Annotated in this window: 12 protein-coding genes and 1 tRNA gene; 4 read left to right on the forward strand and 9 right to left on the reverse strand. The window is 56.0% G+C overall.

Annotated elements, in window-relative coordinates:
- Positions 1-52: 52 nt before the first annotated feature.
- From ACUIAF_RS04035 to ACUIAF_RS04055, 5 genes are all read right to left on the reverse strand, one after another.
- Positions 53-1,327: a glutamate-cysteine ligase family protein gene (locus ACUIAF_RS04035; protein ID WP_445339088.1), complete on the reverse strand. Its 1,275-nt coding sequence runs from the start codon at positions 1,325-1,327 to the stop codon at positions 53-55.
- 70 nt (positions 1,328-1,397) lie between these two features.
- Positions 1,398-3,698: a glycoside hydrolase family 3 N-terminal domain-containing protein gene (locus tag ACUIAF_RS04040; protein ID WP_445339089.1), complete on the reverse strand. Its 2,301-nt coding sequence runs from the start codon at positions 3,696-3,698 to the stop codon at positions 1,398-1,400.
- 83 nt (positions 3,699-3,781) lie between these two features.
- Positions 3,782-5,794: a beta-galactosidase gene (locus ACUIAF_RS04045; protein ID WP_445339158.1), complete on the reverse strand. Its 2,013-nt coding sequence runs from the start codon at positions 5,792-5,794 to the stop codon at positions 3,782-3,784.
- Positions 5,795-5,929: 135 nt separating this feature from the next.
- Complete coding sequence (locus ACUIAF_RS04050) at positions 5,930-7,285, reverse strand: glycoside hydrolase family 30 protein (protein WP_445339090.1); 1,356 nt, start codon at positions 7,283-7,285, stop codon at positions 5,930-5,932.
- A gap of 51 nt (positions 7,286-7,336) precedes the next feature.
- Positions 7,337-8,671, reverse strand: coding sequence for an MFS transporter (locus tag ACUIAF_RS04055; protein WP_445339091.1), 1,335 nt, complete (start codon positions 8,669-8,671; stop codon positions 7,337-7,339).
- 298 nt (positions 8,672-8,969) lie between these two features.
- On the opposite strand from ACUIAF_RS04055, the gene ACUIAF_RS04060 reads away from it, so the two are divergent.
- A complete protein-coding gene (locus tag ACUIAF_RS04060) occupies positions 8,970-9,587 on the forward strand; it encodes a TetR/AcrR family transcriptional regulator (protein WP_445339092.1) in 618 nt (205 codons plus the stop codon).
- Positions 9,588-9,707: 120 nt separating this feature from the next.
- Here ACUIAF_RS04060 and ACUIAF_RS04065 read toward each other — a convergent pair whose 3' ends face one another.
- Together ACUIAF_RS04065 and ACUIAF_RS04070 are read right to left on the reverse strand one after the other, a co-directional pair.
- Positions 9,708-10,352, reverse strand: coding sequence for a sugar O-acetyltransferase (locus ACUIAF_RS04065; protein WP_445339093.1), 645 nt, complete (start codon positions 10,350-10,352; stop codon positions 9,708-9,710).
- Between the two features lie 86 nt (positions 10,353-10,438).
- On the reverse strand, positions 10,439-15,859 hold the full coding sequence (locus ACUIAF_RS04070; RefSeq protein WP_445339094.1) for an acyl-CoA dehydratase activase-related protein: 5,421 nt from the start codon (positions 15,857-15,859) through the stop codon (positions 10,439-10,441).
- Between the two features lie 507 nt (positions 15,860-16,366).
- Between ACUIAF_RS04070 and xseA the strand changes: the two genes are divergently transcribed.
- Positions 16,367-17,641: an exodeoxyribonuclease VII large subunit gene (xseA, locus tag ACUIAF_RS04075; RefSeq protein ID WP_198203915.1), complete on the forward strand. Its 1,275-nt coding sequence runs from the start codon at positions 16,367-16,369 to the stop codon at positions 17,639-17,641.
- 105 nt (positions 17,642-17,746) lie between these two features.
- Positions 17,747-18,058: an exodeoxyribonuclease VII small subunit gene (locus ACUIAF_RS04080; RefSeq protein WP_198203739.1), complete on the forward strand. Its 312-nt coding sequence runs from the start codon at positions 17,747-17,749 to the stop codon at positions 18,056-18,058.
- A gap of 6 nt (positions 18,059-18,064) precedes the next feature.
- Here ACUIAF_RS04080 and ACUIAF_RS04085 read toward each other — a convergent pair whose 3' ends face one another.
- The gene (locus ACUIAF_RS04085; RefSeq protein ID WP_445339095.1) at positions 18,065-19,174 is read right to left on the reverse strand and encodes an endonuclease/exonuclease/phosphatase family protein; all 1,110 of its coding nucleotides are present in this window, start codon (positions 19,172-19,174) and stop codon (positions 18,065-18,067) included.
- 124 nt (positions 19,175-19,298) lie between these two features.
- Between ACUIAF_RS04085 and ACUIAF_RS04090 the strand changes: the two genes are divergently transcribed.
- Positions 19,299-19,371, forward strand: a tRNA-Arg gene (locus ACUIAF_RS04090).
- A 1,393-nt stretch (positions 19,372-20,764) separates the two neighbouring features.
- Here ACUIAF_RS04090 and ACUIAF_RS04095 read toward each other — a convergent pair.
- Positions 20,765-24,703 (reverse strand): YobI family P-loop NTPase, encoded by a 3,939-nt coding sequence (locus tag ACUIAF_RS04095; RefSeq protein ID WP_445339096.1) that lies wholly within the window; start codon positions 24,701-24,703, stop codon positions 20,765-20,767.
- Positions 24,704-24,798 lie beyond the last annotated feature (95 nt).

Raw genomic sequence — 24,798 nt, forward strand, 5'->3', positions numbered from 1 at the left:
TTATACCATCCTCAGGAAACCGGTCTCGCCCGTTCGCATAACGAAACAGTCGTCAGGACTGGAAAAGATCGGGATGGCGCGGATCGCCCGGCAGATCTTCAAGGGTGTCCTCGGCGCCCAGCGCCTGCCGCCAGAAGTCCAGGGAACGACCATAGGGGCTGGCCTTGCCGCCGCGAACCTGCAGGTCGGCCTTGGCTGCAAGCACATCCTCCTCGCTCACCCCGTCCAAGAGCGTGGCAAGTCCGGCGAATCGATCCGAGTCGTAGAAGATGCCACCGACGACCTCAAGAAGTCGGCTGGCACGTTTCATGGGCAGTGAATCCCAGTGCCTGAGCTCGATGTAATTCTTCAGGCGGACGTCATTGAAGTGCGTGGTCAAAATGTGCGCTATCTCGGCATCGTTGAGCCGCCGATCCGGATAGATCTCCCCGGCGTTTTCATGCCAGGCTATGAAGACCTGCTGTCCCTGCGGCCCCTCCACCTCCGGGGTGTGGGAGACATCGGCCACCATGAGCGGAGTGGAGAGCATGTCCACGGCATAGTCCTCCCAGCCGTAGCCATCCTCGAACAGTCCAGGAATCAGACCCGTGCGCTGGGTGTCGAGCCAATCCCAGATCCGCTGACGCCTCAGGGGCATGCGGTTGGGCTTCCCCTCAAAGATTGGAGTGTTGCGGAAGAAGTAGGCCAGGATAGGCCCGATGGCCGTGCCCAGACGAATCTTGCCGATGGCATCGTCCTCGTCCTGGTAGTCGATGCTGATCTGGGTCGAGGCGGTGCTGCGCATCATCATGGGCCCGCACTGGCCGATGCGACCCAAGTAGGTGTTCATGACCGCATAGCGTTCCTTGGGGTTGACGCCCACATCCGCGTATGACCCGGCCGGACGGTACCCGTACTCGACCAACCGGAACCCCAGCTGCTCGGCGATGGGGTCGACCTCGGCACGGAAGCGACGGTAGAGGTCTTCGAATTCTCGACTGTCCCGCACCACACCCAGGGAGCACTCCACCTGGCTCCCGGGCTCCAGTGAGACCACGCAGCCCTGACGACTCAGTCCTACCAGGTGACCGTCCTCCCGATATTCCTTATCGCCGTCGTAGCAAGGCTCCAAGGCCGATAGCAGGGCCTCGATGCCCTGCTCCCCCTCATAGGGAACCGGGGCATCGGACCCGTCGTTGCGGACCGGCAGATGCTCGATCTCAATACCGAAACGCCACTGGGAACGTGGTTTGGATCCTCGTCTAAAGTAGTCGACCAGGCTGTCCACATGCCGCGGATTTGGAACCGTCAACAGGTGCGCATACCCAGCGCCTACGCTTTTCCTCATGCTGTCATGGTAGGAGCGGTCGAGGGCCCTGGGCAACCAACACGCGAGGAGTTCCGCTATCGGATGGTGGTCAGTCCACGGTCACCGTCACGGCCTGCAGGTCCTCCCTGCGCGAGGAGGATCCCACCAGCACCTGGAACTGACCAGGCTCGACCCTGCGGTTGCAGTCGGCATCGACCAGGATCCACTCGGACACCGGTAGATCGAAGACCACCTTCCGGGTCTGCCCTGGATCCAGCTGAATCCTTTGGAAGGCCTTGAGCTCGCGGTCAGCCCAGCTGACTGAGGTCACCAGGTCGCTGATATAGGCCTGGACCACCTCGGTGCCTGGCCGCTTGCCGGTGTTGGTCAGGTCTACAGTCACCTTGACCGTATCCTCGGGTCCAACGGTATCCGGTCCATCGACCTGTGGCTTTCCGTAGGCAAAGGTGGTGTAGCCCATACCCTGACCGAAGGCGAAGGCCGGATCCTGCGTCAGATCTGCATAGCGGTCTCCATGCTGGCCCCGGATCTGGTTGTAGTAGACCGGCAGCTGCCCGGCATGCCTGGGGAAGGTGATGGGCAGTCTGCCTGTGGGTTCAACCTTGCCGGTGAGTATCCTGGCCAGGGCACGACCGCCCTGCATGCCCGGGTCGGGCTGCCAGATCAGAGCCCTGGCCGACTGTGCGGACGGGGGCAGGATCAGCGGCTTGGAGGACATGAGCACGATGACCATGGGCTTGCCCGTCTGCGCCAGGGCATCCAGCAGATCGCGCTGAGGACCGTAGAGTTCCAGTGTGGCAGTCGAACGGCCCTCGCCCACCAGCTGGACCACGTCGCCGACCACGGCAACTACCAGGTCGCTCTGTCCGGCCAGGTCCAGAGCCCTGTCGAAACGGGCCTGATCGATTTTTGCCGGGGCCGCCACCTTGGGCCTGGGCTGGCCGTCGGGGAAGAGCTTGCCCGACGGGTCGTCAACCAGACGGAGCACGTCGACGCCCTGCTCGCAGCTGAGCTGCCAGTTTTCCGGCAACTCCTGGCGCAGACCGTCGGCCACGGTCGAGATCATCTCCCGCGGCTGGTCCTTGATCCAGTCGCACTGACCCGAGCCGCCGGCCCAGTCCCCAAGCTGGTTCTGGGCATCATCGATCAGCGGACCCACCAAGGCGATGCTATGTGCTGAATCATCACCAGGACGGCCATCTGCACCCACCCCACCGAACAGGGGTAGGATGCCGTCGTTCTTCAAAAGAACCGCCGACTCCTGGGCCACCTGAAGATTGAGCTCCTGGTGCTCCGGTGAATCGATGACCGCCTTCTGGGCCTCTGGGTTGGGCAGCCGCGGATCCTCGAAAAGTCCCATGCGGAATTTCAGAGCCAGGATGTGCTTGACCGCCCGGTCAAGGTCCTCCTCGTGCAGAAGCCCGGCATCCAGTGCATCCAAGGCTCCCTGGTAGAAGCCGGGCGTGGTCATGATCAGGTCGTTGCCTGCCTTGACGGCGGCCGCAGCAGCCCTGGTGTAGTCGGGCTGCACCTTCTGCTCCCAGACCATCCGGCCCACGTTGTCCCAGTCGGTGATCAGAGTGCCCTGGTATCCCCACTCCCCTCGAAGCACGTCGTTGAGCAGCCAGTTGTTGATGGTGACCGGAACCCCGTCGATGGACTCGTAGCCCAGCATGAAGGTGGCCACGCCCTCCTTGGCCAGGCGCTCGAAAGGCGGCAGGAACCAGGAGAGCAGCTTGCGGTGCGAAAGGTCGGCCTCGGAGGCATCACGCCCACCCTGGGTCTCTGAGTAGCCGGCGAAGTGCTTGGCCGTGGCCAGCACAGCATCCTTGGGAAGGGTTCCGGTCATGGCTGATCCGCCCTGGTAGCCGCGCACCATGGCCGAGGCCATCTCGCCGATCAGGAAGGGATCCTCACCGAAGGTTTCATCCACCCGGCCCCAGCGGGTGTCCCTGGCTATGCAAAGCACCGGAGAGAAGGTCCAGTGGACGCCTGTTGTGGCGACCTCCTGGGCTGTGGCCCTCCCCATCCGCTGAATCAGTCCAGGGTCGAAAGAGGCTGCCATGCCCAACTGCTCGGGGAAAATGGTGGCCCCTCGGAAGAAGGAATGGCCATGGATGCAGTCGTCGCCGATCAGCAGGGGAATGCCCAGACGGGTGCGGTGGACCGCTTTGTCAGCATTGATCATGTTCTTCGGCGAGACATGCAGCAGGGACCCGGCGTGCTGATCCACCACCTCCTTGTCGACCCCCTGGCGGGCATCCACCTGCATCATCTGGCCCACCTTCTCCTCGCGGGTCATCCGGCCCAGCAGGTCGGCCACTCGCTCATCCACACTCAGGTCGGGATCGCGGTAGGGCAGGTCCTCCGTCAACTTTCTTGATGCCATCTGGGCACCTTCCTTTCTTACTGAGCACTGATCCGCTCATATTGGCGTCCGGTCGGACTGAAACCGGTCAGACTGAAACCGGTCTATTGAACGATGACCGCCAGATCCCAGGGTCCAATGGTCATGGACTGGCCCTGATCCACATGCGCTTGAGGATCAGCCTGCCCGTCAGCCACCAGCAGATGCCCCCCGTAGGGCGTGTCCAGCCTGACCTCCTTGGATGAATAATTGAGCAGGTAAGCGACCCGCTCTCCCCGGGCGTTGATGCCCTCCCGCACGGTGACCAGGCCAGCCAGGTCCCGGGCAGGACCGCTCAAGCTAGCCGCATCCGCCGCATCCGAAAGCAGCATCCGCATGCCCTGGGCCGAGGGCAGGGTGCCGATCCACTCCGCGATCCCGTTGCCGTAATCATGACGGGTCACAGCCGCATACCGTCCCCAGACCGGATGCTCATAGGAGGCCAGGACCTGAGTGCCGGGGCGCGGATTCAGCAGCTCAATCAGCCCCTGGCAGGCAGGTTCGGCCTGGTCGGCCCCACGCAGATCCAGGCTCAGATCCTTGCCAGGACGGGTGAACTGGTTATAGTCGATGCCGAACACGTCGGTCAGCAGGTGCGGAGCCTTGTCATGCCAGACCTTGAGGTTCTCGTCCGCCACAAAGGAGCGCAGCGTGGCCACCAGGTGACCTCCCTGACGGACATAATCGGCCAGTGCCTTCAGCGTATCCTCATTGGTGCTGTACAAGGCGGGAACCACGACCATGGCATAGTGGCCCAGCCGGGACTGGTCGGCCTTGTCGCTGATGAAATCACACTCGATGTTGAGCTCGAAGAGGGCATCGTAGACCCGTCTGACCACATCGTTGTAGGAGATCTGCCCCTGCTGACGGGGGAAGCCGGTTTCCAGGGAGAACCAGTCCAGGGCGGTCAGGGAATCGTTGCCCACCATGATGGCGACCTTGTTGCGCTTTTGGAGGTTGATCAGACGCTCCCCCACATCCTTCTGCGCTATCTGCCTGCCGAACCGGCCGGCCTCCTCATAGGAGGGGTTGGGTTCCATATCCTGCGAAAGCAGCCCCTTCCAGTAGGTCTCAAAAGAGTTGTGGATGGAATGCCAGTGCCAGTACATGACCCCGTCAGCCCCCGAGGCCAGATGGCTGTATGCCTGCAGCCGCAACTGCCCTGGGTAGGGCAGCCAGCCGTTCTGCCCCTGGGCCTCGGTTTCCAGAACCAGGTAGTTGGCGCCACCCTTCAGACTGCGGGTCATGTCCCCGCCGAAGGCAATCTCCTTGCCGGTCAGGTCGTCCTCGGTGGGATGGTAGATGTCCACACCGGCCACGTCCAGGCATCCGGCCGCTTCGAAATGATCGACGGCTGGCTGAACACCGTATGACCAGCCAGGACCCCAATCGAAATCGAAGTTGTGGGTGACGAACTGGTCCTCGCGGGCATATTCGCGCACAATGCCAGCCTGCCAGGCCAGGTAGCGGCTGACCTGGCTTCGACGGAAGCGGTCGAAAGCCGAACCCAGCGATGCATTGATGGTCCCGGTCAGATCGGGAAAGTCCTCCCAGGAGTCGATCCTGTTTGACCAGTAGTCCAGGCCAAAGGCCGCATTGAGACGGTCCAGATCATCATCAAAGCGCCGCCGCAGATCCTTGACGAAGAGGCGCTGCATGTCAGGCGATACGCAGTCGTAGTACTTGGTCTCGTTGTCGACCTGGTAGCCGATCACCCGGGGGTTGTCGGCCACATGGCTTATCAGCCTACGTATGACGCGCTCGCCATAGTACCGGTAGGAAGGATTGACGATGTCCATGATCTGGCGGGCGCCATACCGGTTGTGGCCCTTGGGGGTGTCCGCCAGGACATCCGGATGCATGGCGACCAGCCAGGAGGGGACGGCATAGGTGGGGGTGCCCACGATGACCTGAATGCCGAAGCGTTCAGCAGCATCCAGCACACGGTCCACATGGCTGAAGTCGAATACGCCAGGCTGGGGCTCCAGAGTGCTCCAGGTGGATTCGGCGATACGAATGGTGTTGATGCCAGCGGACTTCATCATGGACATATCCTTGTCCACCCGCTCATAGGGCATGTATTCGTCGTAGTAGGCACAGCCGAAGATGAGCCTGTCTGGCAGGCGCGTGATGCCCTGCGAAACCGAATGGTCCTTGGTTCGGACTGCATTGTCTGTCATGATGAACTCCAATCTCGATCTACAGGTCTACATTCATAGGACGAAGGTGTTGAAGGATCGCGGCTCCAAGGTTGCCTGGAAACCTTGGCTCCTTTCGCTATCCCCTCCCGGCCCGGAGAAGGAGAAGGGCATGGCGCGATCCAGGGCGTTCTGGACCACGACAACAACCGATCCATCCGGATTTTCGAAGGCTGTGGCCATGGAGCTGAAATGACCGCGAGTATCCAGCAGCCGAGCGCCCGGGCGTACATAGTGCGAGTAGTGGCGCATGACGTAGTACTCGGGATTCCGACTGACCCGGCCGGTGGTGGTGTCGATGGAGAAGAGGGAGTTCTGCCGCCAGCCCCATGTGGATATGCCTTGGCCCAGGACCATGTTCCAGTAGGTGTAGCAGGTGGCTCCGGCCCGCAGATAACGGTTGACCAGCGAGAAGATATATTCGGCGTACTCCCAGGTGTTGCCGCCCATGCCACATTCGGACTCGGTCTGCTCCAACTCAACCTCAGGCCAGGACTGATGGGTGCGCTCGATGTCATGCTGGCCGGCCCACTGGTAACCGATGCCGGCAATGTACCTGCGGCAGTCCTCGTCGAAGAGGATGTTGTCCACGTACCGGTTGTAGTTCTCCAGGATCATGCCTTCGGGTCCGAATTTCATATCCTCGGGACCATTGAGGGTCCCCAGGAAGATGGCCGTATCCGGTGCCTCTTTGGCGAAGAGGGGCCCCAGATAATCACGGATGAAGATGCGCATGTCCTCGCTGGACCAGAGGCAGGAGGGGAACTTCTGGTCCGCGAAGACCTCGTTCTGCACATGCAGCTGGTCGATGTGGATGCCACGACGGTCATACTCGCGCACATATTCCAGAAGGTAGCGGGCATATGCAGTGAGATTGCGCTCGCTCATGTCGATCCGCCCGAAATTGTAGACCTTGGGCCGTTTCATCCAGGTGGGCGGACTCCAGGGGCTGGCGAACAGTCCCATGTTCGGCTGATACTTCTGAGCCTGGCGGATATACGGAATCAGGGTCCGCTCGTCGTGGTCGACGCTGAAATGCTCCAGGTCATAATCGCCGTCGGTCTCGTCGTAGCTGTACCAACCCGCGGCGAAGTCGTTGGCACCCACCGGCGTCCTGTTGAAGGTCAGATTCAGCTCGTCCGGACTGAAGAGCTCACGGATGACCCCCTCACGTTTCTCCTCCCCCAGCTCCTGCAAGGGCAGCCACCCCAACTCATTGAAGCAGCCGCCAAACCCTCGCAGAGCCTGCAATTCGGCACCGGTGCATTCCAGATCGGTTGACGCCTCCAGGTCGGAGACAGCCAAGTGCTGCTCCTGCATGGCCTGCCGCCGAGTGGTTGCAACCCAAATCGGTCCTGTATTCCTATTCATGGATCTTCTGCTCCTTTGCATAGTTTTCCTGTATGCCCGCATAGGCCGGGATCACTTGACGTTTCTGATCATCAGGATAAAGACGCATCCCAACAGTGCGAAAACGATAGCAGTCGGGAAGGCCGCCGCATAACCCCAGTTCAGCGTGATGAAGGACATGACCAGAGGACCGGCCATCTGCCCCAGCGTGGTGGCCAGGTTCAGAATGCCTAGATCCTTGCCGGCCTCCTCCTTGCTGGGCAGGACATCGACGTTGAGCGCCTGGTCGACGGACGAATAGACCCCGTAACCGAACCCGGCGATGCCGGCATACAGATACATGCCCATGACCGTGGGGCTGATCCAGGGCATGGCGATGCCGATGGCGAAGAGGACGGAGGCGACGACCACCGGCACCTTGCGCCGTCCGATCAGGTCGGAGACAGGCCCGGAGACCAACGAACCCAGCAGGGAAACCACCATGGTGATGACGGACATGACCGAAATGGTGGCGGCAGCCTGGGTTACGGTTTGACCCACATACTTTTCGATGATGTAGAGCTGATAAGCGGAGATCATCTGATAGCTCAGCAACATGCAGAGCCTTCCTGCGAAGGCCTTATAGAAGTCATGGGCCCCATGGAAGCGCGGTGGCTGGAAAGACTTGAGGACATCCATGAGGGTGCCCTCGTCCTTGGGCAGGTAAGCAGCCGAGCCTTCCTTGGGCATGATCAGAATGGCCACGACACCACCCAGGAACATGAGTACGCCGGCGAGAACAAAGCCGGTGAACATATGAGTCACCAGGGCCGCGCCAATCAGGGAGCCGATGGGCGAACCGATGGTAGAGCCTGCCCCATAGAAAGCGGACAGGGTTCCGCGCACACCGGATGGCACGCGGTCGGACAGAATGGCCACCATAGGGGCGATCATGCAGTTCAGACCGAACATGCAGAGGCAGTAGACGATGGTCAGCAGGACCGGGTTGGTGGTCATACCGGTCAGGAACAGGGTTACGCCGCCCAGGACTGCACCGCCCAGGACCCATGGGGTTCGACGTCCGTAGCGGGAGCGGCTGCGATCGGAAAAGTTGCCAAAGAGCAGGTTGGAGACCAACGAAGCCACAGCCGTACAGGCATTGACTATGCCCATCAGCGCCTCGGGCGCGATGCCCGGGACCTGCTTGAGGTGCTCGGGAAGCAGCACGATACTGACGATGCCCAGGCCTGACATCCACAGAATGCCGAAGGCCAGGAAGCTTGCCCCAAACCGAAACAGGGTCTTTTTTGGAACCGGTTTGCCCGTCTCGGGCGATAGGAGCGGATCCCGCTGGGCTGCAGCAAGGGCGGCCTTATGCGCCTGCAGAAGTTCAGAATCTTTTGATGCCGGGGTTGTTGAGTCGCTCATGGTGTCGACCTCTTTCAACTAGTCTTCTCTGACACATCCAATGTTTGGCAGCCAACCATATCTACCATCCATTAGATAATCATATATCTAGCAGTTATTCGATAGCTTTGTCAAATCATTGACTCGATGCAAATCAGCCAGTACCCAGTGCTTGTTTCCCCTTTACCAGTAAGGGACGAAACCTTATTGGGCCATACATCCGACGCTTTTATGAATTTGTCCCATGTACCATGGATATCAAAAGATCAGCAGCACCCAGGCGCTCAAAAATAGTGAGAAGGAGCCGCAAGACCAGACAATGGCGAGTCGAACCAGAAAATCACCAGAGGTGAGGCGGGCTGAAATCACAGAAGCCGCCGCCCACCTCATCAGCCAGCATGGGTACAACGGCATATCGCTCAAAGACGTCGCCGACATGGTGGGGATGTCCCAGCCGGGGGTCCTCCATTATGTCGGCAGCAAGGAAGGCCTGCTCTCCCTCCTGGTCACCGATATCTATGACGTCAATGGCACCCCGGAGGAATTCGTGCAGACAGGCCTGCCCGGGTCCGACCCCGATCATCCGCATCTTCCTGCCTATTTTGACTATCTGGTCGCCCACAACGCAAGCCAGCCTGAACTCACTCAGCTATATACGGTCCTGGAAGCCGAGGCCATCTCCACCAACCACCCTTTGCATGACTATTTTCTCCGCAGGCCTTCAGAAGTCTGGGAACACTATTCCAAATTCCCCTGGCTGCTTCCTGATGGCATAGAGTGGGCGACAGACATGCAGGGCAAGGTGAGAATGAGCCTGGAAGTCATGGACGGCATACAGATACGGTTGCTGCGTGAGCCGAGAATCGACTACGTCCGAGAGTGGGACCGGTTCAAGGCGCTGATCTTCCCCTCTCCGCTCTGGGATGGATATTGCTGATCAAATCAGACACATCAACAGTTCAACATTCAAAACCACGCCCACCGGAGTTAAACCAGCAATCGGATGCCGGAAACCGCCTGCAGAGGAATCAAGGGAGTCAGCCCTCAATCAACCCGCCTAATCCATCCTGAAGGGCCGGGCATCATAAGGCGGCTGAAACCGGCGATCCTTCCAGAAGTATTCATAATCGTGCTCGTCGATGGGACGGACGACCTTGCAGGGGTGGCCGTAGGCGACCACGTCGGAGGTGATGTCCTTGGTGACCAGGGAGCCTGCCCCGATGACCGTATTGTCGCCGATGGTCACTCCCGGCATGATGATGGCACCTGCTCCGATCCATACATTCCTACCGATGCTGACCGGAACCGTGAACTGGGGCGTTCCATAGGAACGTATATCGGGGCGAATGGCGTGCCCGGTGGTCACGATGGTGACATTGGGGCCGAACATGGTGTGGTCGCCTATGTCAATGCGTCCATCGTCGACCAGAACCAGGTTGAAGTTGGCATAGCATTTGCTCCCCCAGTAGGTGTTGCAGGCCCAGTTTGCCCGCACCGGTCCCTCAATCCAGCTGCCTTGGCCGAATGAACCGAACATCCGCCTGCAGAGGTCCTGCTTTTTCTCCACCTGAGTAGGACGGCAGGCGTTGAATTCGAAGACCAGATCCTGCTGAGCGTCCTGGACCTGCTTCATTTCAGGCGTATCGGCAATATAGATCTGGTCGGTGTCCAGCAGAGCCTTGATCTCTTTGCGGCTGGTCATGGGAAACCCCCTCTTTCCTTGATCCTCGTGGTTCAGCAATTCCGAGGCCGGCGCGTTGGCTCCGGACACCGGCCTCGGCCTGGCGGCTACAGGCTCTCCAGAACCCTCTCCTCGTCCTGGACGGGTGCTGCCTGCCCCGCATCCAGACCGGTCGATTCCGCTGCTTGGAATCCGGCGCCAATCTTACGGTCCTGGCCGGGCTTTTGCTGGTCGCCCGGCTTCTTGGCGGCGGCGATCATCAGCTTGATCCTGTTGAGCTGGTTGGCCTCCGAGGCGCCGGGATCGTAGTCGATCGAGACGATGTTGGCCTCAGGGTAGGTCCTGCGGATCTTGCCGAACATGCCACGTCCAGTCACATGGTTGGGCAGGCAGGCGAAGGGCTGTGCGCAGACTATGTTGGGGGCGCCGGACTGAATCAGCTCGATGATCTCGCCGGTCAGGAGCCATCCCTCTCCTGCTTGAACACCCAGGGAGGTGACCGATGCGGCCTTGTCCCTCAATTCGCTGATGTGGGCGGGAATGTCGAACTTTCCATGGGAGGCCTTGAAGCCGGCGATCATGGGGGCACGATAGACATCCGCAGCCTTGAGGACGATCTTCTTGACACCCACCTGGCCGCCGGTGCCCAGCATCTCCTCGTTCCATTCGGCGTTGGAGATGCCGTTGACCATGAAGTCGCAGACACCGGGGAGCACAGCCTCGCAGCCCTGGCTCTCAATCAGGTCGACCACGTGGTTGTTGGCATCGGGATGGTACTTGACCAGGATCTCCCCGACAACGCCGACCCTGGGCTTGCGGGGAATATTGCGCAGCGGAAGCTGGTCGAAGGCACGGATCATCCGCTTCATCAGGGTGCCATAGGGCAGATAGCCGTGGCCATAGACCTTCTTAGCGGTCTTGGAGTACCCGTGGTGCTCGATGGTCTCCTTGCAGATCGTGTCCCAGAGCTTGTAGAGCCTGTTGGCCGAGCCAGGCTCCTGCTCGTAGGGACGGACCCTGAGCAGGCACTCGATCATGGCATCGCCCAGGTAGAAGGCCTTGACGGCGCGGTGCAGCAAGGCTGGGGTTACCTGAAGACCTGGGTTGGCCCGGAATCCCTGGACGCTCAGCGTAATGATCGGGACGTAGCCATAGCCCGCATCAGCCATGGCCTTGCGCAGAAGGCCATAGTAGTTGGTGGCCCTGCACATGCCGCCGGTCTGGGTGACGATGACCGCGCACTTGTGTGGGTCGAACCGGCCGGACAGGAAGGCGTTGACCAGCTGCCCCACCACGATGATGGCCGGGAAGCAGGCATCGTTGTTGACGTACTTTACCCCGGTGTTGATGTCTTCGGCCGTGGCATGCTTCAGGAGCTCGAAGTGATAGTCCGCGCTGGAGAAGACCGCCTCCAGGAGGGAGAAATGCACGGGGGACATCTGCGGCGCTACCACTGTGAATTTGTGCCCCATCTCCTTGGTGAAGCGATGCTCAGTGGCGTACTTGGACAGGGTCGGCTTGGCAGCGGCCCCGCTGAGCTGGTCATCCTTGCCCTGATTGTCGGCTTCCTGCCGCTTTTGCTGCGATGCCATGGTCTCCCGGATGGGCCTGATGCCCATGGGATGGAGGCCTATCAGACCCTGATCGCTCTTGTCGTGCAGAGCCACGAACCGGGCCAGAGCCACAATGTCAGCCTTGCGCTGGGATAGGTTGATCTTCTGAGCGTTGGTGGACCGGAACCCATCGGATTTCGGCTTGTCAGACGCATCTGCATCCACTGCTTCAATATGGCTGGCAAGGTCTTGCAAATCCTGAGAGTCGGATGAATCCTGCGCCTGTACTTGCCCCTTGACGGGGGCTTCCTTTTGATCTTCGCTGCCCTCCTGGGCCAGATCCCGCTGGTGGCGTTCGTCCATGGCGGCCTTCAGCGAGCGCAGACGGATCTTGGCTGCACCCAGGTTGGAGACCTCGTCGATCTTCAGCTGCGTGTAGACATCACCCTTGTCGGCCAGAATCTCCTGGACCTGGTCGGTCGTGATGGCATCCACGCCGCATCCGAAGCTGACCAGCTGGACCAGCTGCAGGTCGGGATACTCGGAGACGAACCTGGCGGCGGAATAGAGCCTGGAGTGGTAGGCCCACTGGTCGGTCACCCTCAGAGGCATCTTCTGATGGTCGTCACCGAAGCCCGGCACGGTCTTGCGGAACTTGGCGGCCGTGGGATTGTTGGAGGCCAGGGCACGCTCCCCCGCTGCCGGAATGATGTAGTCGCTCAGCTTGGGCAGGTCGCGCACGTTCAGCTCGCAGATGGAGTCCTCGGAGAGCACGGCCATACCCAGGGAGCAGATGGTCTCGGGAATGCCGTGGTTGACCTCGGGATCCACATGGTAGGGTCGTCCGGACAGAACCACGCCCTTGACTCCGTACTCCTGCATGTAGGCCAGGGCACGAAGCCCCTCCTGGCGGACATCCTCCTTGAACCGGGCATCCTCACGGTAGGCCTCCTGGACGGCCGTCCGGGCCTCATCCTCGCTCACATTGGCCCAGTCGAAGACCTTGACGATCCGCTCGACCATCTTCTCCTTGTTGGAGAGGTTGAAGTAGGGCCGCATGAAGCGGACGCCGTTCTCCTTGAGCTCGGCCATGTTGGCCTCGATCACCACCGGGTAATTGGCCACGATGGGGCAGTTGTAATGGTTGTCCGTATCGGGAACCAGCTCCTGCTCATAGGTGACGCAGGGGTAGAAGATGGTCTTGATGCCCTTGTCGACCAGGGAGTGGATGTGCCCGTGAACCAGCTTGGCCGGGTAGCAGATGTTCTCGGAGGCGATGGATTCCATACCACTTTCGAAGAGCTCATGGTTGGAACGCCCGGAGATCATGACCCGGAAGCCCAGAGAGGTCAGTAGGGTGAACCAGAAGGGGTAGTCCTCGTACATGTTGAGCACACGTGGAATGCCGATATCGCCCCTGGTGGCCTTGTCCGGGGTCAGACGGCGGTAGGCGAAGGCCCGCTTGTACTTGAAATCGTAGAGGTTTGGCCTGTCGGAGCGCTGCCGATTCTTGTCTCCACCACGCTCGCAGCGGTTCCCGGTCACATAGCGGCCGCCGTCCTCGAATTCGGTGATGGTCAGCTTGCAGTGGTTCTGGCAGAGCTTGCAGACATCGTGGGTGGTGGTCATGGAGAGGTTGTCCAGATCATCCCCTGCCAGGATGGAGCTGACCACATGGCCGTCTTCCACCCTCAGATCGGGTAGAGTCGTCTTGAACCCCCGGTCATTCTTGGAGGCAATCTTGTTGACGGCGGCCGGTGACAACTTTGGCTTGGTGGAAGCCGGGACCGAATTGGGAGTGGTGGGCGTGCCGCCCACGGACTTCGCCCCGTCGACCACGTTCAGTGAAGGGTGGGCCATGTTGGAGTTGGCTGCAGTAAGATCCTCGACCTCTTCATTCTGCGGGCAGTGCATGCGGGCCGTCAGCGCGGCACCGTAGGCCCCCATGAGCCCGGCGATGTTGGGCCTGGTCACCTTGCGACCGGTCAGGAGTTCAAAGGCCCGCAGAACGGCATCGTTGAGGAAGGTGCCTCCCTGGACCACGACCACCGGCCCCAGGGCATTGGCATCACGCAGCTTGATGACCTTGTAGAGGGCGTTCCTGACCACCGAATAGCATAGCCCGGCGGCGATGTCCTCGGGGGAGGCGCCCTCCTTCTGAGCCTGCTTGACCGAGGAGTTCATGAAGACCGTGCAACGGGAGCCCAGATCGGTCGGGGCCTCGGAGGCCAACGCCTGCCTGGTGAACTCCTGGATGCTGATGCCCATGGACTGGGCGAAGGTCTGCAGGAAGGACCCACAGCCTGCCGAGCAGGCCTCGTTGACGCAGATCGAATCGATGACCCCGTCGTTGACGGCGATGTACTTCATATCCTGTCCGCCGATGTCGATGACCGAGGTGACCCCGGGGCTGATCTCCTCGGCGGCCCGGTAATGGGCCATGGTCTCGACCACACCCTCGTCAACGTGCAAGCCTGCCTTGACCAGACCCTCACCATAGCCGGTAGCGCAGGCACGGGCGATGTAGGCGCCCTCGGGCAGGGACTTCCTGACTTCCTTGACGATGTTGGCGGCTGCGATCAGAGGGCTGTCCTTATGCACCCCGTAGGTGGACCAGACGATGGTCTTGTCGTCGTTGACCAGCACGGCCTTGATGGTGGTGCTGCCCGCATCGATGCCCAGGAAGTGCGGCCCCTTGGCCCCGGACAAGTCTCCGGTGGGGATGATCTGAGCCCCATGACGGTCATTGAACTCCTTACGCTCCTCCTCGTTCAGGAAAAGCGGACGGATGGTTCTGGCCGTCGAGGGCATGTTCTCCAGGCCCTTCAGGGCGGAGAGGACGCCCTCCAAGGAAGTCAGATCAAAGTGCATGTCTTGATCTTGGCGGGCATCCTTGGCGGTTTCCGTTGCGGGAACCTTTTTCTCGCCGTCGACCAATGTGGTTGTGCGGCCATCCTGCATGGCATCCTGAAGAGCCATCTTGTCCAGGTTCGAAGCCTTCTCGGACCGCGCCCGGTCGACCTCCTCCTGGTCCAGTCCCCAAGCCGGGCCGAAGGGATCGTTGACATCAGACTCAGGCGAGTAGTCGGTCTTGACCTGCGCAGCACTGTCCTGATCGTCCTGGTTGTGGCGGCCAGCCATGATGGCGGCGCCATAGGCCACATAGAGGTGCGCGTTCTCAGGGATGATGTAGCGACTGACCCTGTCCTGGAGGATCCGCTTAAAAGCCTCCCTGAGCTCGCTCATGAAGAAGAGGGGCCCGCCCAAGAAGATCACGTTGCCGCGGATGGGGCGTCCGCAGGCCAGACCGGAAATGGTCTGTGTGGCAACGGCATTGAAGATGGATGCAGCCAGATCCTCCTTGGCGGCTCCGTCGTTGATCAGAGGCTGGAGGTCGGATTTGGCGAAGACCCCGCAACGTGAAGCGATGGGATAAATGGTCTTGTACTTGGAAGCCATATCGTTCAGGCCTGAAGCATCGGTGTTGAGCAGGGTCGCCATCTGATCGATGAAGGCTCCGGTTCCGCCAGCGCAGGATCCATTCATCCGCTGCTCCGGAGTGGGCTTCAGATAGGTGATCTTGGCATCCTCGCCGCCCAGCTCGATGATCACATCCCCCTCGGGATAGGTGGCGTTGATGGCCTCGGTCTCGGCAATGACCTCCTGAGCGAACTCAGCCTGAAGCTGGCTGGCCAGTTCCAGCCCACCCGAGCCGGTGATCACCAGGCTGATGGGATTGCCGGCCAGACCGACCCTGGACAGTGAAAGCTTGATGTCGGTGACCAGTTCCGCCACGCACTGCCGCACATTGGCGTGATGACGGCGATAGTCGCTGAAAAGCGCCTGATCCAGCCTGTCCCCTGTGCCAAGAACCACGGCCTTGACTGTGGTGGAACCGATGTCCAAACCCACACGCAGGAGATCCCGCGGTCCTGTGCCCTTAAATCGACCCGCTATGTCGACGCCATCAGACATGAAACAACCTCAATCCGTGAGACCGCCGCATGATGGGTTCAAAAAGCAGACACCACATCATATCCGGCTTACTCTATTTATGCTACCGCCGGAACGTAAACAACTTCTGCGATATCAGGGAATCAAGACTGTCTCCTTTGACACAGCCGCCGGCAAAACCGCCTCTGTTGCAGGCAAGCCGCAGACCAGGGCAAGTGCATCAAGGCCTTGGTTGCAACCCTTGTCCTCCAACTTTCACCTCAGTCCCAACCTCCTAGCTGGCGGGAGAAAGGCCGCTGTGCCCTCGGCGAAATCGGCTCAGGAGCAGCCGGCAGAGGGCCTGTAGGGAATTTGCAGAGCATATGGAATTGTCCCCGTATTGAGAGACCCTGAAAGGACGTTTCCTTCGCTGACCAACCCGAATACCATCCTGTACAGGCTATGCCAGATGAGTTGGTCGGGCTGGCGGAACCGATGGTCAGGAGGCATCAGGTGCGAGCATACATGGGTTCGAACATGCAGGGGTCGATGGGCGCACCGGCTGGCTCAGCCTCGTCCGGACTGGCCCCCAAACCCTTGGACCAGCTGCCCCGACTGGCACGGGATACCACCGAGGAAGACCCCTGGCCGGTCAGCGTGCTCAGCCAGAAGTACCACGACGCGGTGGCCCGCTGGCCGGGAGCCTGGGTGGAGGGTCAGATAGTGGAGATCAACACCCGCCGGACCGGTTCAGCATATTTGACCCTGCGCGACAACTTCGAGGACATCTCCATCAACGTCATGGGATTCCGGGCCTTCGCCACCCAGGCCAGGGAATTCCGCCAGGGCGACCGGGTGGTGGTACACGGGCGACCCGACCTGTGGATCAAACAGACCCGTCTGAGCTTCATGGCCGACCGGATCAAGCGTGTGGGCACCGGCGACCTCAAGGAGCAGATCGACCAGCTCAGGCGCAAGCTCAAGGGCGAGGGCCTCTTTGATGCGGAAAACAAGGTTCCCCTGCCCGAATTCCCCCGGCGCATCGGCCTGATCTGCGCGCCCAAGGCCAGAGCCGAAGGGGATGTGATCACCAACGCCCGTCTGCGCTGGCCCACCATCGAATTCTCCGTTGTACATGCCCACGTCCAGGGACCTCAATGCCCGCCCGAGGTGGTCGAGGCCATCCAGAAGCTGGATGCCGATCCTGCTGTTGATGTGATCATCGTGGCCAGGGGCGGCGGCAGCTTCGAGGATCTGCTTGGATTCTCCGACGAGTCCGTGGTCCGGGCCACGGCGGCCTGTGTCACCCCCATTGTTTCGGCCATCGGCCACGAAGACGACTGGACCCTGATTGATCTGGCGGCGGATCTGCGCGCCTCCACTCCTACCGACGCAGCCAAGCGGGTGGTGCCCGACCTGGTCGAGCAGGAGGGAATCATCCAGGAGGCCCGGATGCGTATAAATGCGCGTATCGAAAATATGGTCGAAGGCGAGACACGTTTGATTGAGGGATATGCCAATCGTCCCAGCCTGACCAAGCCGCAGACCATGCTGGACAAGCCCCAGCGGCTGGTCGACGAGTCTTTGGTCCGCCTGGACATCGCCCTTCGGCGGATTGTGGACGACGCCTCCCTGACCGTGGAAAAGCTCCAATCCTCGCTTACCGCCCTCTCTCCCCAGTCCACGCTGGACCGCGGATATGCGGTCGTGCAGGCCTTGGACGGGAAGGTGGTCGTCAGCCCCCAGCAGGTTCGGGTCGATCAGAATCTGACCCTGACTGTCAAAGAGGGCCGGATCGAGACCAAGGTCGTCAGCGGGCAGTGACCAATCCCACGTGGTCAGCCACATATAATCATTCGCGATGATCATCTGCGTCATCTGCAATTTGATAACGCGCCAAATAAGAATCAGACAAAAAGAGGAGCAGGCATGAGCGACACCAATGAGGAGCAGACCAAGGAACAGCCAGTACTAGCTTCGGCCCTAAGCCAGAAGGAACGCGAGACCATCGCCAAACTGCCTTATGAGCAAGCCCGCGATCAGCTGATCCAGGCGGTTCAGGCGCTGGAGGCCGGCGGGCTGGATCTGGATGCGTCCATGCGGCAGTGGGAGATTGGCGAGGCTTTGGCCAAGCGCGCCCAGGAACTCCTCGGTCAGGTGAGGGCCAAGCTCGATGCCGCCCAGCAGGAGCAGGCCAGCGCCGGGGCCCAGGCCGGAACACAATCCAACTTGGATGCCTGAAGTCCCCTACCCCACCATCACCGTGGCCAGCAGGGCCGCATGATCCGACCCCGAGATCGGTATCGTCTGCAGCCGATTGGCCCTGATGTCACGGTCCACCACAACATGATCGATGGCCACCAACCTGGGTAATGGGGCTCGGTTGGCCGGCCAGGTCATGCTCATGCCATGCCCGGCCTGACGGGCCCCATCGCTGAATCGCTCCCCCAGCATGTCTCGAAAAACGGCATGATCATAGGTGGCATTGAAGTCGCCCATCAGCACGTATCGAGTGTGCTCGTGTTTCCGCAGCTTCCCCAGGTCGGACACGCTGCGTCGCCATGCATTCCAACTGCCCGGTTGCGGCGAGGTGGTATGGACCGAGACGAATCTGACACTGGTCTGGCCCCTGCCGAAGTCGATGCTGGCCGCCGGCATCATGGAGGAGCGAGAGCCCACGTCGTCCCTTGAAGGCGACTGCATCGGGGCGGCCGTCCAAAGACCGTTGCCGTATTCCTTCGAAGATGTGGAAAGCTGCTCGTGTGGCAGGTAGCGGTCGATGCCTGCCTTGTGCAGACGGTCCACAAAATCGTTGCTGACCTCCTGCAGAGCCAGCACCTCCACCCGGTTGTCGCTGACAGTCTTGACCACCTGATCGGCATCGGCCTGACCCTTGTAGACGTTCAGCGTCATGACCCGGGCCACATCGTCGTACCGGTCGGGATGCTCGAGGGCCATGAGCTGATCAGCCTGCCCGTTGAGCTCGGATCCTTCCTGATAGAAGGGATACTGCCAGTAGACATTCAAAGCCAAGGCGGCGATAAGCACCAAAGCTGTGAACCATCTTGAAGCCATCAGGGCCAGGATCAGGGCCAGCAGACCCAAGAGGATGAACCAGGGCGTCAGAGCGGCCAAATCCGGCAGGTATGGTATCGACGACAGCCATTCCGGGCAAGCACGCGCCGCTAGAGCCAACAAACTGGCCAACGCCAGCAGCCTGGCCGTCCACCCAAAGACATGCTTCACCAGGAAGGACTGTCTGAATTTCGCCATGGTCTCCTCCAGCAAATCATCGCCGACCCGGTCCCCTTCCGAGGAATGCACAATCAGCTCGGCCGTTGAGCAATTGTAAACCATGACCGTATAGCGAGCCGGTATAGGAGGCTGACTTCCCCAAGAAGAGCACGGTACCAAGGCCTTCCCTCGGTCTGCACACCAGCGACCTGTCCAAGTCTCACTTCGTGGTACAGTAGTTTCCGTTGCCCCGGTAGCTCAGGGGATAGAGCACTTCTCTCCTAAAGAAGGTGTCGTGCGTTCGAATCGCATCCGGGGCACCCTGTATTTGCCAACGAAGTTGATATTCAGCGCTTTTTGGGTGGCTTTTCTTATGCAACGAAATGTGTTCAAGAAAGACAGACCAATCATAGAACGACAACCGACAACAAATAACATAGCAAATATACTACTGTGGGATAATTGAGATAAAATTAACTCAGCGGAAACAGGAGCTAGCAGGATTCTTTACATTGGCGGTGTAAACTAGACATCATTTTTTCTTTTCAAATCAGATCCACGGCTTGATCTCTACGAACCGCTGCCGATCATCGTCCGACGGTCGCATGAATAGTCTTTTCTCACCTCCCGATCGGCCAAGTCAAGTCTGAATCTTGAGTAAGAACGATGAACGAAAGCCATCTTCAGTTGGCAATCAGCTTTTCAGGGTGAAGAATGCCATTCCAGTATTGCTATGCCAAACGGCTTAATCTTGCTGAAAAAAAAAGAAATACACATACGTCTTTCCTGAATCACTTTCGAGCTTAACATGGTACGCGCTACGTATTGTTTTTTGAACTAAGCAACAAATGCTATCAGAGTTAGTACGTTCAGGCCATATTCCATGTGACGGAATGCTCATCCACACAAGATCACATTCATCGCGCGGCGCACTTGCATCTGTCGCCATAGATAATTCAAACTATTAAATTTATATCTTTCTAAATGAAATTAGTCAACTCGTATGCACAACCCTAAAAAAGAAGATACTCATCCGTCTACTCTAAACCGAGTAGAGACTATACTTGTTTTGAAAATTGATTCCTTAATATTTGCTAGCACGAAAAACGACTCCGATACCTAAAAACTACTGAAACCACCCGAGCAAGCAAAACAGTCAACAAAAGGATCTGAAAGTTACTTGGCACCTCATTATGGCCACTTGCTCATACACGCTTTCCACCGCAATCTATTTTGGCTAGCTTCTTTAAGTTCAAAGTAATTCTTGTCGGCTATTCTCCACTAATCCCCAAGACTTGTGGTCAATTCATAACGCTTTGCAAAGAAATTTTGGACATAGCTGGTAACTTTTTCAAAATCTGCTGGCATGTTCGAAAGCCTTTGAACTAGCTACAAGTAACTTAACAACGAATTAAACGATGTATTGAAATTAACATTTCGTATGATTTCCGCAGAATGCAGGGAACCAGAGCCGGTTATTCTTTAGGAAAAATCATAATCCGAAATATAACATTGACGATCTGCCGCAATCTACAAATGCCTTTCGAATCACTAATTGTGCCCATTATGCCTGTAACAAATAACTCAAGGTGAGCTGTGAAGACAATTCCTTCATTACCCGACGTTTTCAGCTCCTTGAGCATGTCTAAAAATGGTTGAAATTACAGAAAGAGACTTCTCCTTAGCTTACTTTTATATATGAAAGATAAAACATCAATCGTTATGGCACATAACGCATTGTAAAGTTCCTTTACCGGCATAGCCCTTTACGCTCTTTATTGTCTCAAGAAAACTCTGAACCCCATAAGCTATACTCCTATTGTCACCATTAAGAGGAAGATATATGGTTTCGTCCGTTTTGGCGGTTAACTTCGGGTACGGATTAGGTAGTACCCTTAATACAGAACTGAGACTCTCCCTCACTTTAGCCTTATTCTCGGGGCTATCAAGATTCGCATACATCGGAATAGCCTTTGCAAGCAGGTGGATGAAAGGCTCAAGAGCCTCATCAGAAGCGTCTTCAGAGGAGTTAACCTTCTCCTCAGATTTGTTGAAGAGATGCTCTGCAATCCAGTCTACAACTTCTAACTCGAGTTTCGCATCCTGCTTGGCCGCCTCTTTAACAGTGGATTCTAGGACTTCTTTATCCGCTTTCTCAAGATATTCTGGCAATTTAAGATACAATTCTGATTTAACTTCAGGCGATACCTGCGAATCGGCTATTACTGAAGGAATTTCGCTTGCTGGCATCCTGACTCCTTCCATTAGAGTTTTCCACTCTCTTATACAAGCCATACGAGCATTTTCACTATTAAGTATATTGAAATTATCAGCCGTCGAAGACAAAAGACCATTTTTCATGAGTTCAGCAAACATATCACTATCACGATCCATCAGCTTACCGGCATCGAGAGCATCAGATGGCAGATTTAAGCCCTGTACGAGTTGAATTTTCTTCGGAAAGTCAAAACCTGACGCATCAGAATTCAAAATCATCGCAGCCAATAAGGCCAAATGCTTATCATCAAGGTCATTGTTCTCCAAGTCTCTCACGGAAAGGGGCATATATTCCATCAAGTGATCAAAAAGTACCTTGTCTCCTACAGAAGCCTCGGAAGAAGCCTCGAAAGAAGCCTCGAAACCTGGATCCATTACACTCAAATAAACGAAAATATTGTTTGGTGTCGGTACAAATAGTCTATACTCCGCCATCGCATCGATCACATGTTGTGCAGGCTCACCCGTCCACTCCTCCTCAGTATTTGTGAAAATATCAGTTAAATCTGTAATGCGCTCATTTGGTTTAGATCTTTTTATTAAAGAATCGAGGTTATCGTATCTGCTATCATCATCGGGTCTTTTATTAAAAGTTTCAATAATTTCACGCACTATTTGAGCATATTCACTTTTATCACCATTTATAGTTACATTAGGATTGACTTTGCTCAAGTAGCAAGGCAAATAATCATTGCATAAAAGGTTGTATTCCTGCATATCTTGTTTACGAATCGCATTAAGAGAAAAGTCACATTGAGCACCGAAAATCGTTTCAAAATTTATTTGGTTTATTTTATAGTTATGTTGAGTCTTTATAGCATCCAACATATTGGGGCATAATGGACTTACATTTTTCAAAAATATCTTCGCGTTTTGATAATAATTAGCAATCAGCCTTGCTTGTTCTTTTGAAAGTTCAGGATTTTGCATACATTCTAATCTAGAATCGCAATTTTGAAGGTAGTCTTTGACAATTGCATCCCTACCTGCTCCATCTGCGGTTTCTACACGAAGATTGTTCAAAGCTACGCTTATATATTGTTCTCGCTCATTTTCCGATAACTCTTGAGAACCCACCAGAAAATCAAGTATTTTATCAGACTTTGCAGTCATAATGCCGATAATGTTATTACGATTCTCTCTGCTTACATCCCCATCACTCAAATATGCAACATAAAATTCTCGATCCCAATCATCATAGTCAGAAGGATCTCTTAGCATATTCTCTGCCTGTTCAGGATGCTGATTAAGCAGCCAATCGAGGAACTGAACATTATAGGCATCCCTGCTTTTCGTTATTTCCGGTCCGAAGTCTGTATATATGGCTTCACAGTCATCCTTTGTTAGCTTCCAATCCAAAGAACGCTCACCTTGTGCAAGGTTATGAATTTCGAAATTAACTCCGTTATTCGAAAGCCACTGACGATTACGAGACGCTGCGTACAGCTGATAATCGTCTGAAATGTAGCCCTCCGCTATGAGATCGCTACCTACAGTGTGCCCATAACTATCCTGGACAAACTCGTCAAGAGTACATTCTGATTTATCGGAAGAGGGAAGAGCCTTCCATTCGTTCTCATTCATTACCGTTTGAATATTGGCATGAGCCGTTTTGCGAAGTACAAGATTCAGTTGGTCGATCTCCGCCTGCTCTACTATAGCTAAGTTATCTATCCAATTCTCGTCATCTACTGCATTGGCAAAAAGATCATATAAATAACTAGACTTAACTCTTATACCGTCCGATAAAACAAGCTCTACCTCTTCATTCTTCTTATAACTGTCAGCTAGATAACGCCAGAAGTCGATGGAATCCAATTGCTTTTCGTTCTCGCATCTATACTGGCCTACTGTAAGAGGGAATGGCCCCTTAGAATAGATGTCACCAATGGCTAATAGCTTTAATATATTTTTTAGAATACTCCCCAGTCTTCTAGTTCTCTCTGTGGACCTATTACTATCAGCTAATTGCTTTTTTAATGCTTCGCTTCTGTGTAAAGTATTGCTTCTAACTTGTTCAACAATCTGAAGTTTAAATCTGTAAATATCGTCTAAGCGGCTCGTTCCCAAACGTAGCTTTTCAAAATCTCGTGGATACATATTTTTGTACGCCACCATAGCTAAAACACGGTTCACATCAAGGGAAGATTGTCCACGGGGCTCTTGCTTTCCAGGCATAAGTTTGGATCTGAAAATTAGAAACTCATTGTGAATGTTTTTTATAAGGCGCATGTCTGTTACGTGCCTTGCTAACAGACGAATGAGTCGTCTATCAATTCCTTCATCCTTAAATTCGCTACTAATCCAACCCTTCGCAGCTGTAGGCGACATGAACGGAACCATAGGAATAATCAAATCAAAGAACTTTGTTCTGTTGGCTCTCTCGAGATTTTCACTCCTCACGTAAGAGCCATCCTCTGAATTTATCGATTCCGATACATCGTTTTCGCCAAAGGTGTCGAAGATGCTGTCTCGTACCGCGTAGACAAAGCAAATCGACCTACCCTCATTAGCAGGGTCTTGATTGAGAATGGTATTAAGTTCTTTGAGGTCTTCAAATATACGAGTATTATCAAACCGATCTATATCCTCAAATATAACAACTCTCTTCTTTGACGAGCTAAAGAAGTATGTAATCTCGTCTAAATATTTATCAAAATAAGTCTCACTATCGTCTCCATCTAGTGATAATGAAGCAGAGCCTGCAGTCAAAGATTTCAACCGTATACGACCCTGTACGGTAGAGGGTATAAAAACAAAACAAGCGAGAATAAAGAAAACCAACAACGCCAAGACAATAATATTAGAAGTCCCGAACTGCTGATTAGGCGAGAAAAACGATCTGATTCTCCCTGTCCATCCAAGACCCGTACACAATAGAAACATCAAGAAACCGAGAATGATGCTGTACAAACAACGTCTTGCAGGCTTGATATTGCGCAACCTGCGAAAATGCGAAATAGTGCTACTTTCCTGATATAAAAGCTGCTTGACTATCTCTTTCTCAATTAAATCAGTCTGATCTGAACCGCTGTGTCCATTATCAGACGAGTCATCACCCTGTCCATTCAAGGAAGACAAAGAGATGAATAGACAGTTACTATTACCCTTATCATCTTGAAATCTTGAATCATTCTTAAACGCGCAAAGAACGCTACTTTTGCCGGTTCCGTATCCTCCTGATAAGGCAATATTACGCACTTTTGAGAAAGCGGAGCTTTTTGTAGAAGTCTTGTCCGATTCCAAAGCATCACAAAGAATCTTGGATAGCAGGTTATAAATCCCGCTATGCCTTACTTCGTCATACTGTTCCGTCAAAGGTTCCAAAACTTCGTTAGCTGGATAGCCTTCAGACTGACCCTTCATCTCACACATAAATACATTATACAGAACTATTTTAGTCGAATCTACTTAGACTAAGTCCAACCATTCTAAATATACAGGCAGCTTAAATCGCCACTAACCCCTCT

It is taken from the genome of Bifidobacterium sp. ESL0822, assembly GCF_052606675.1.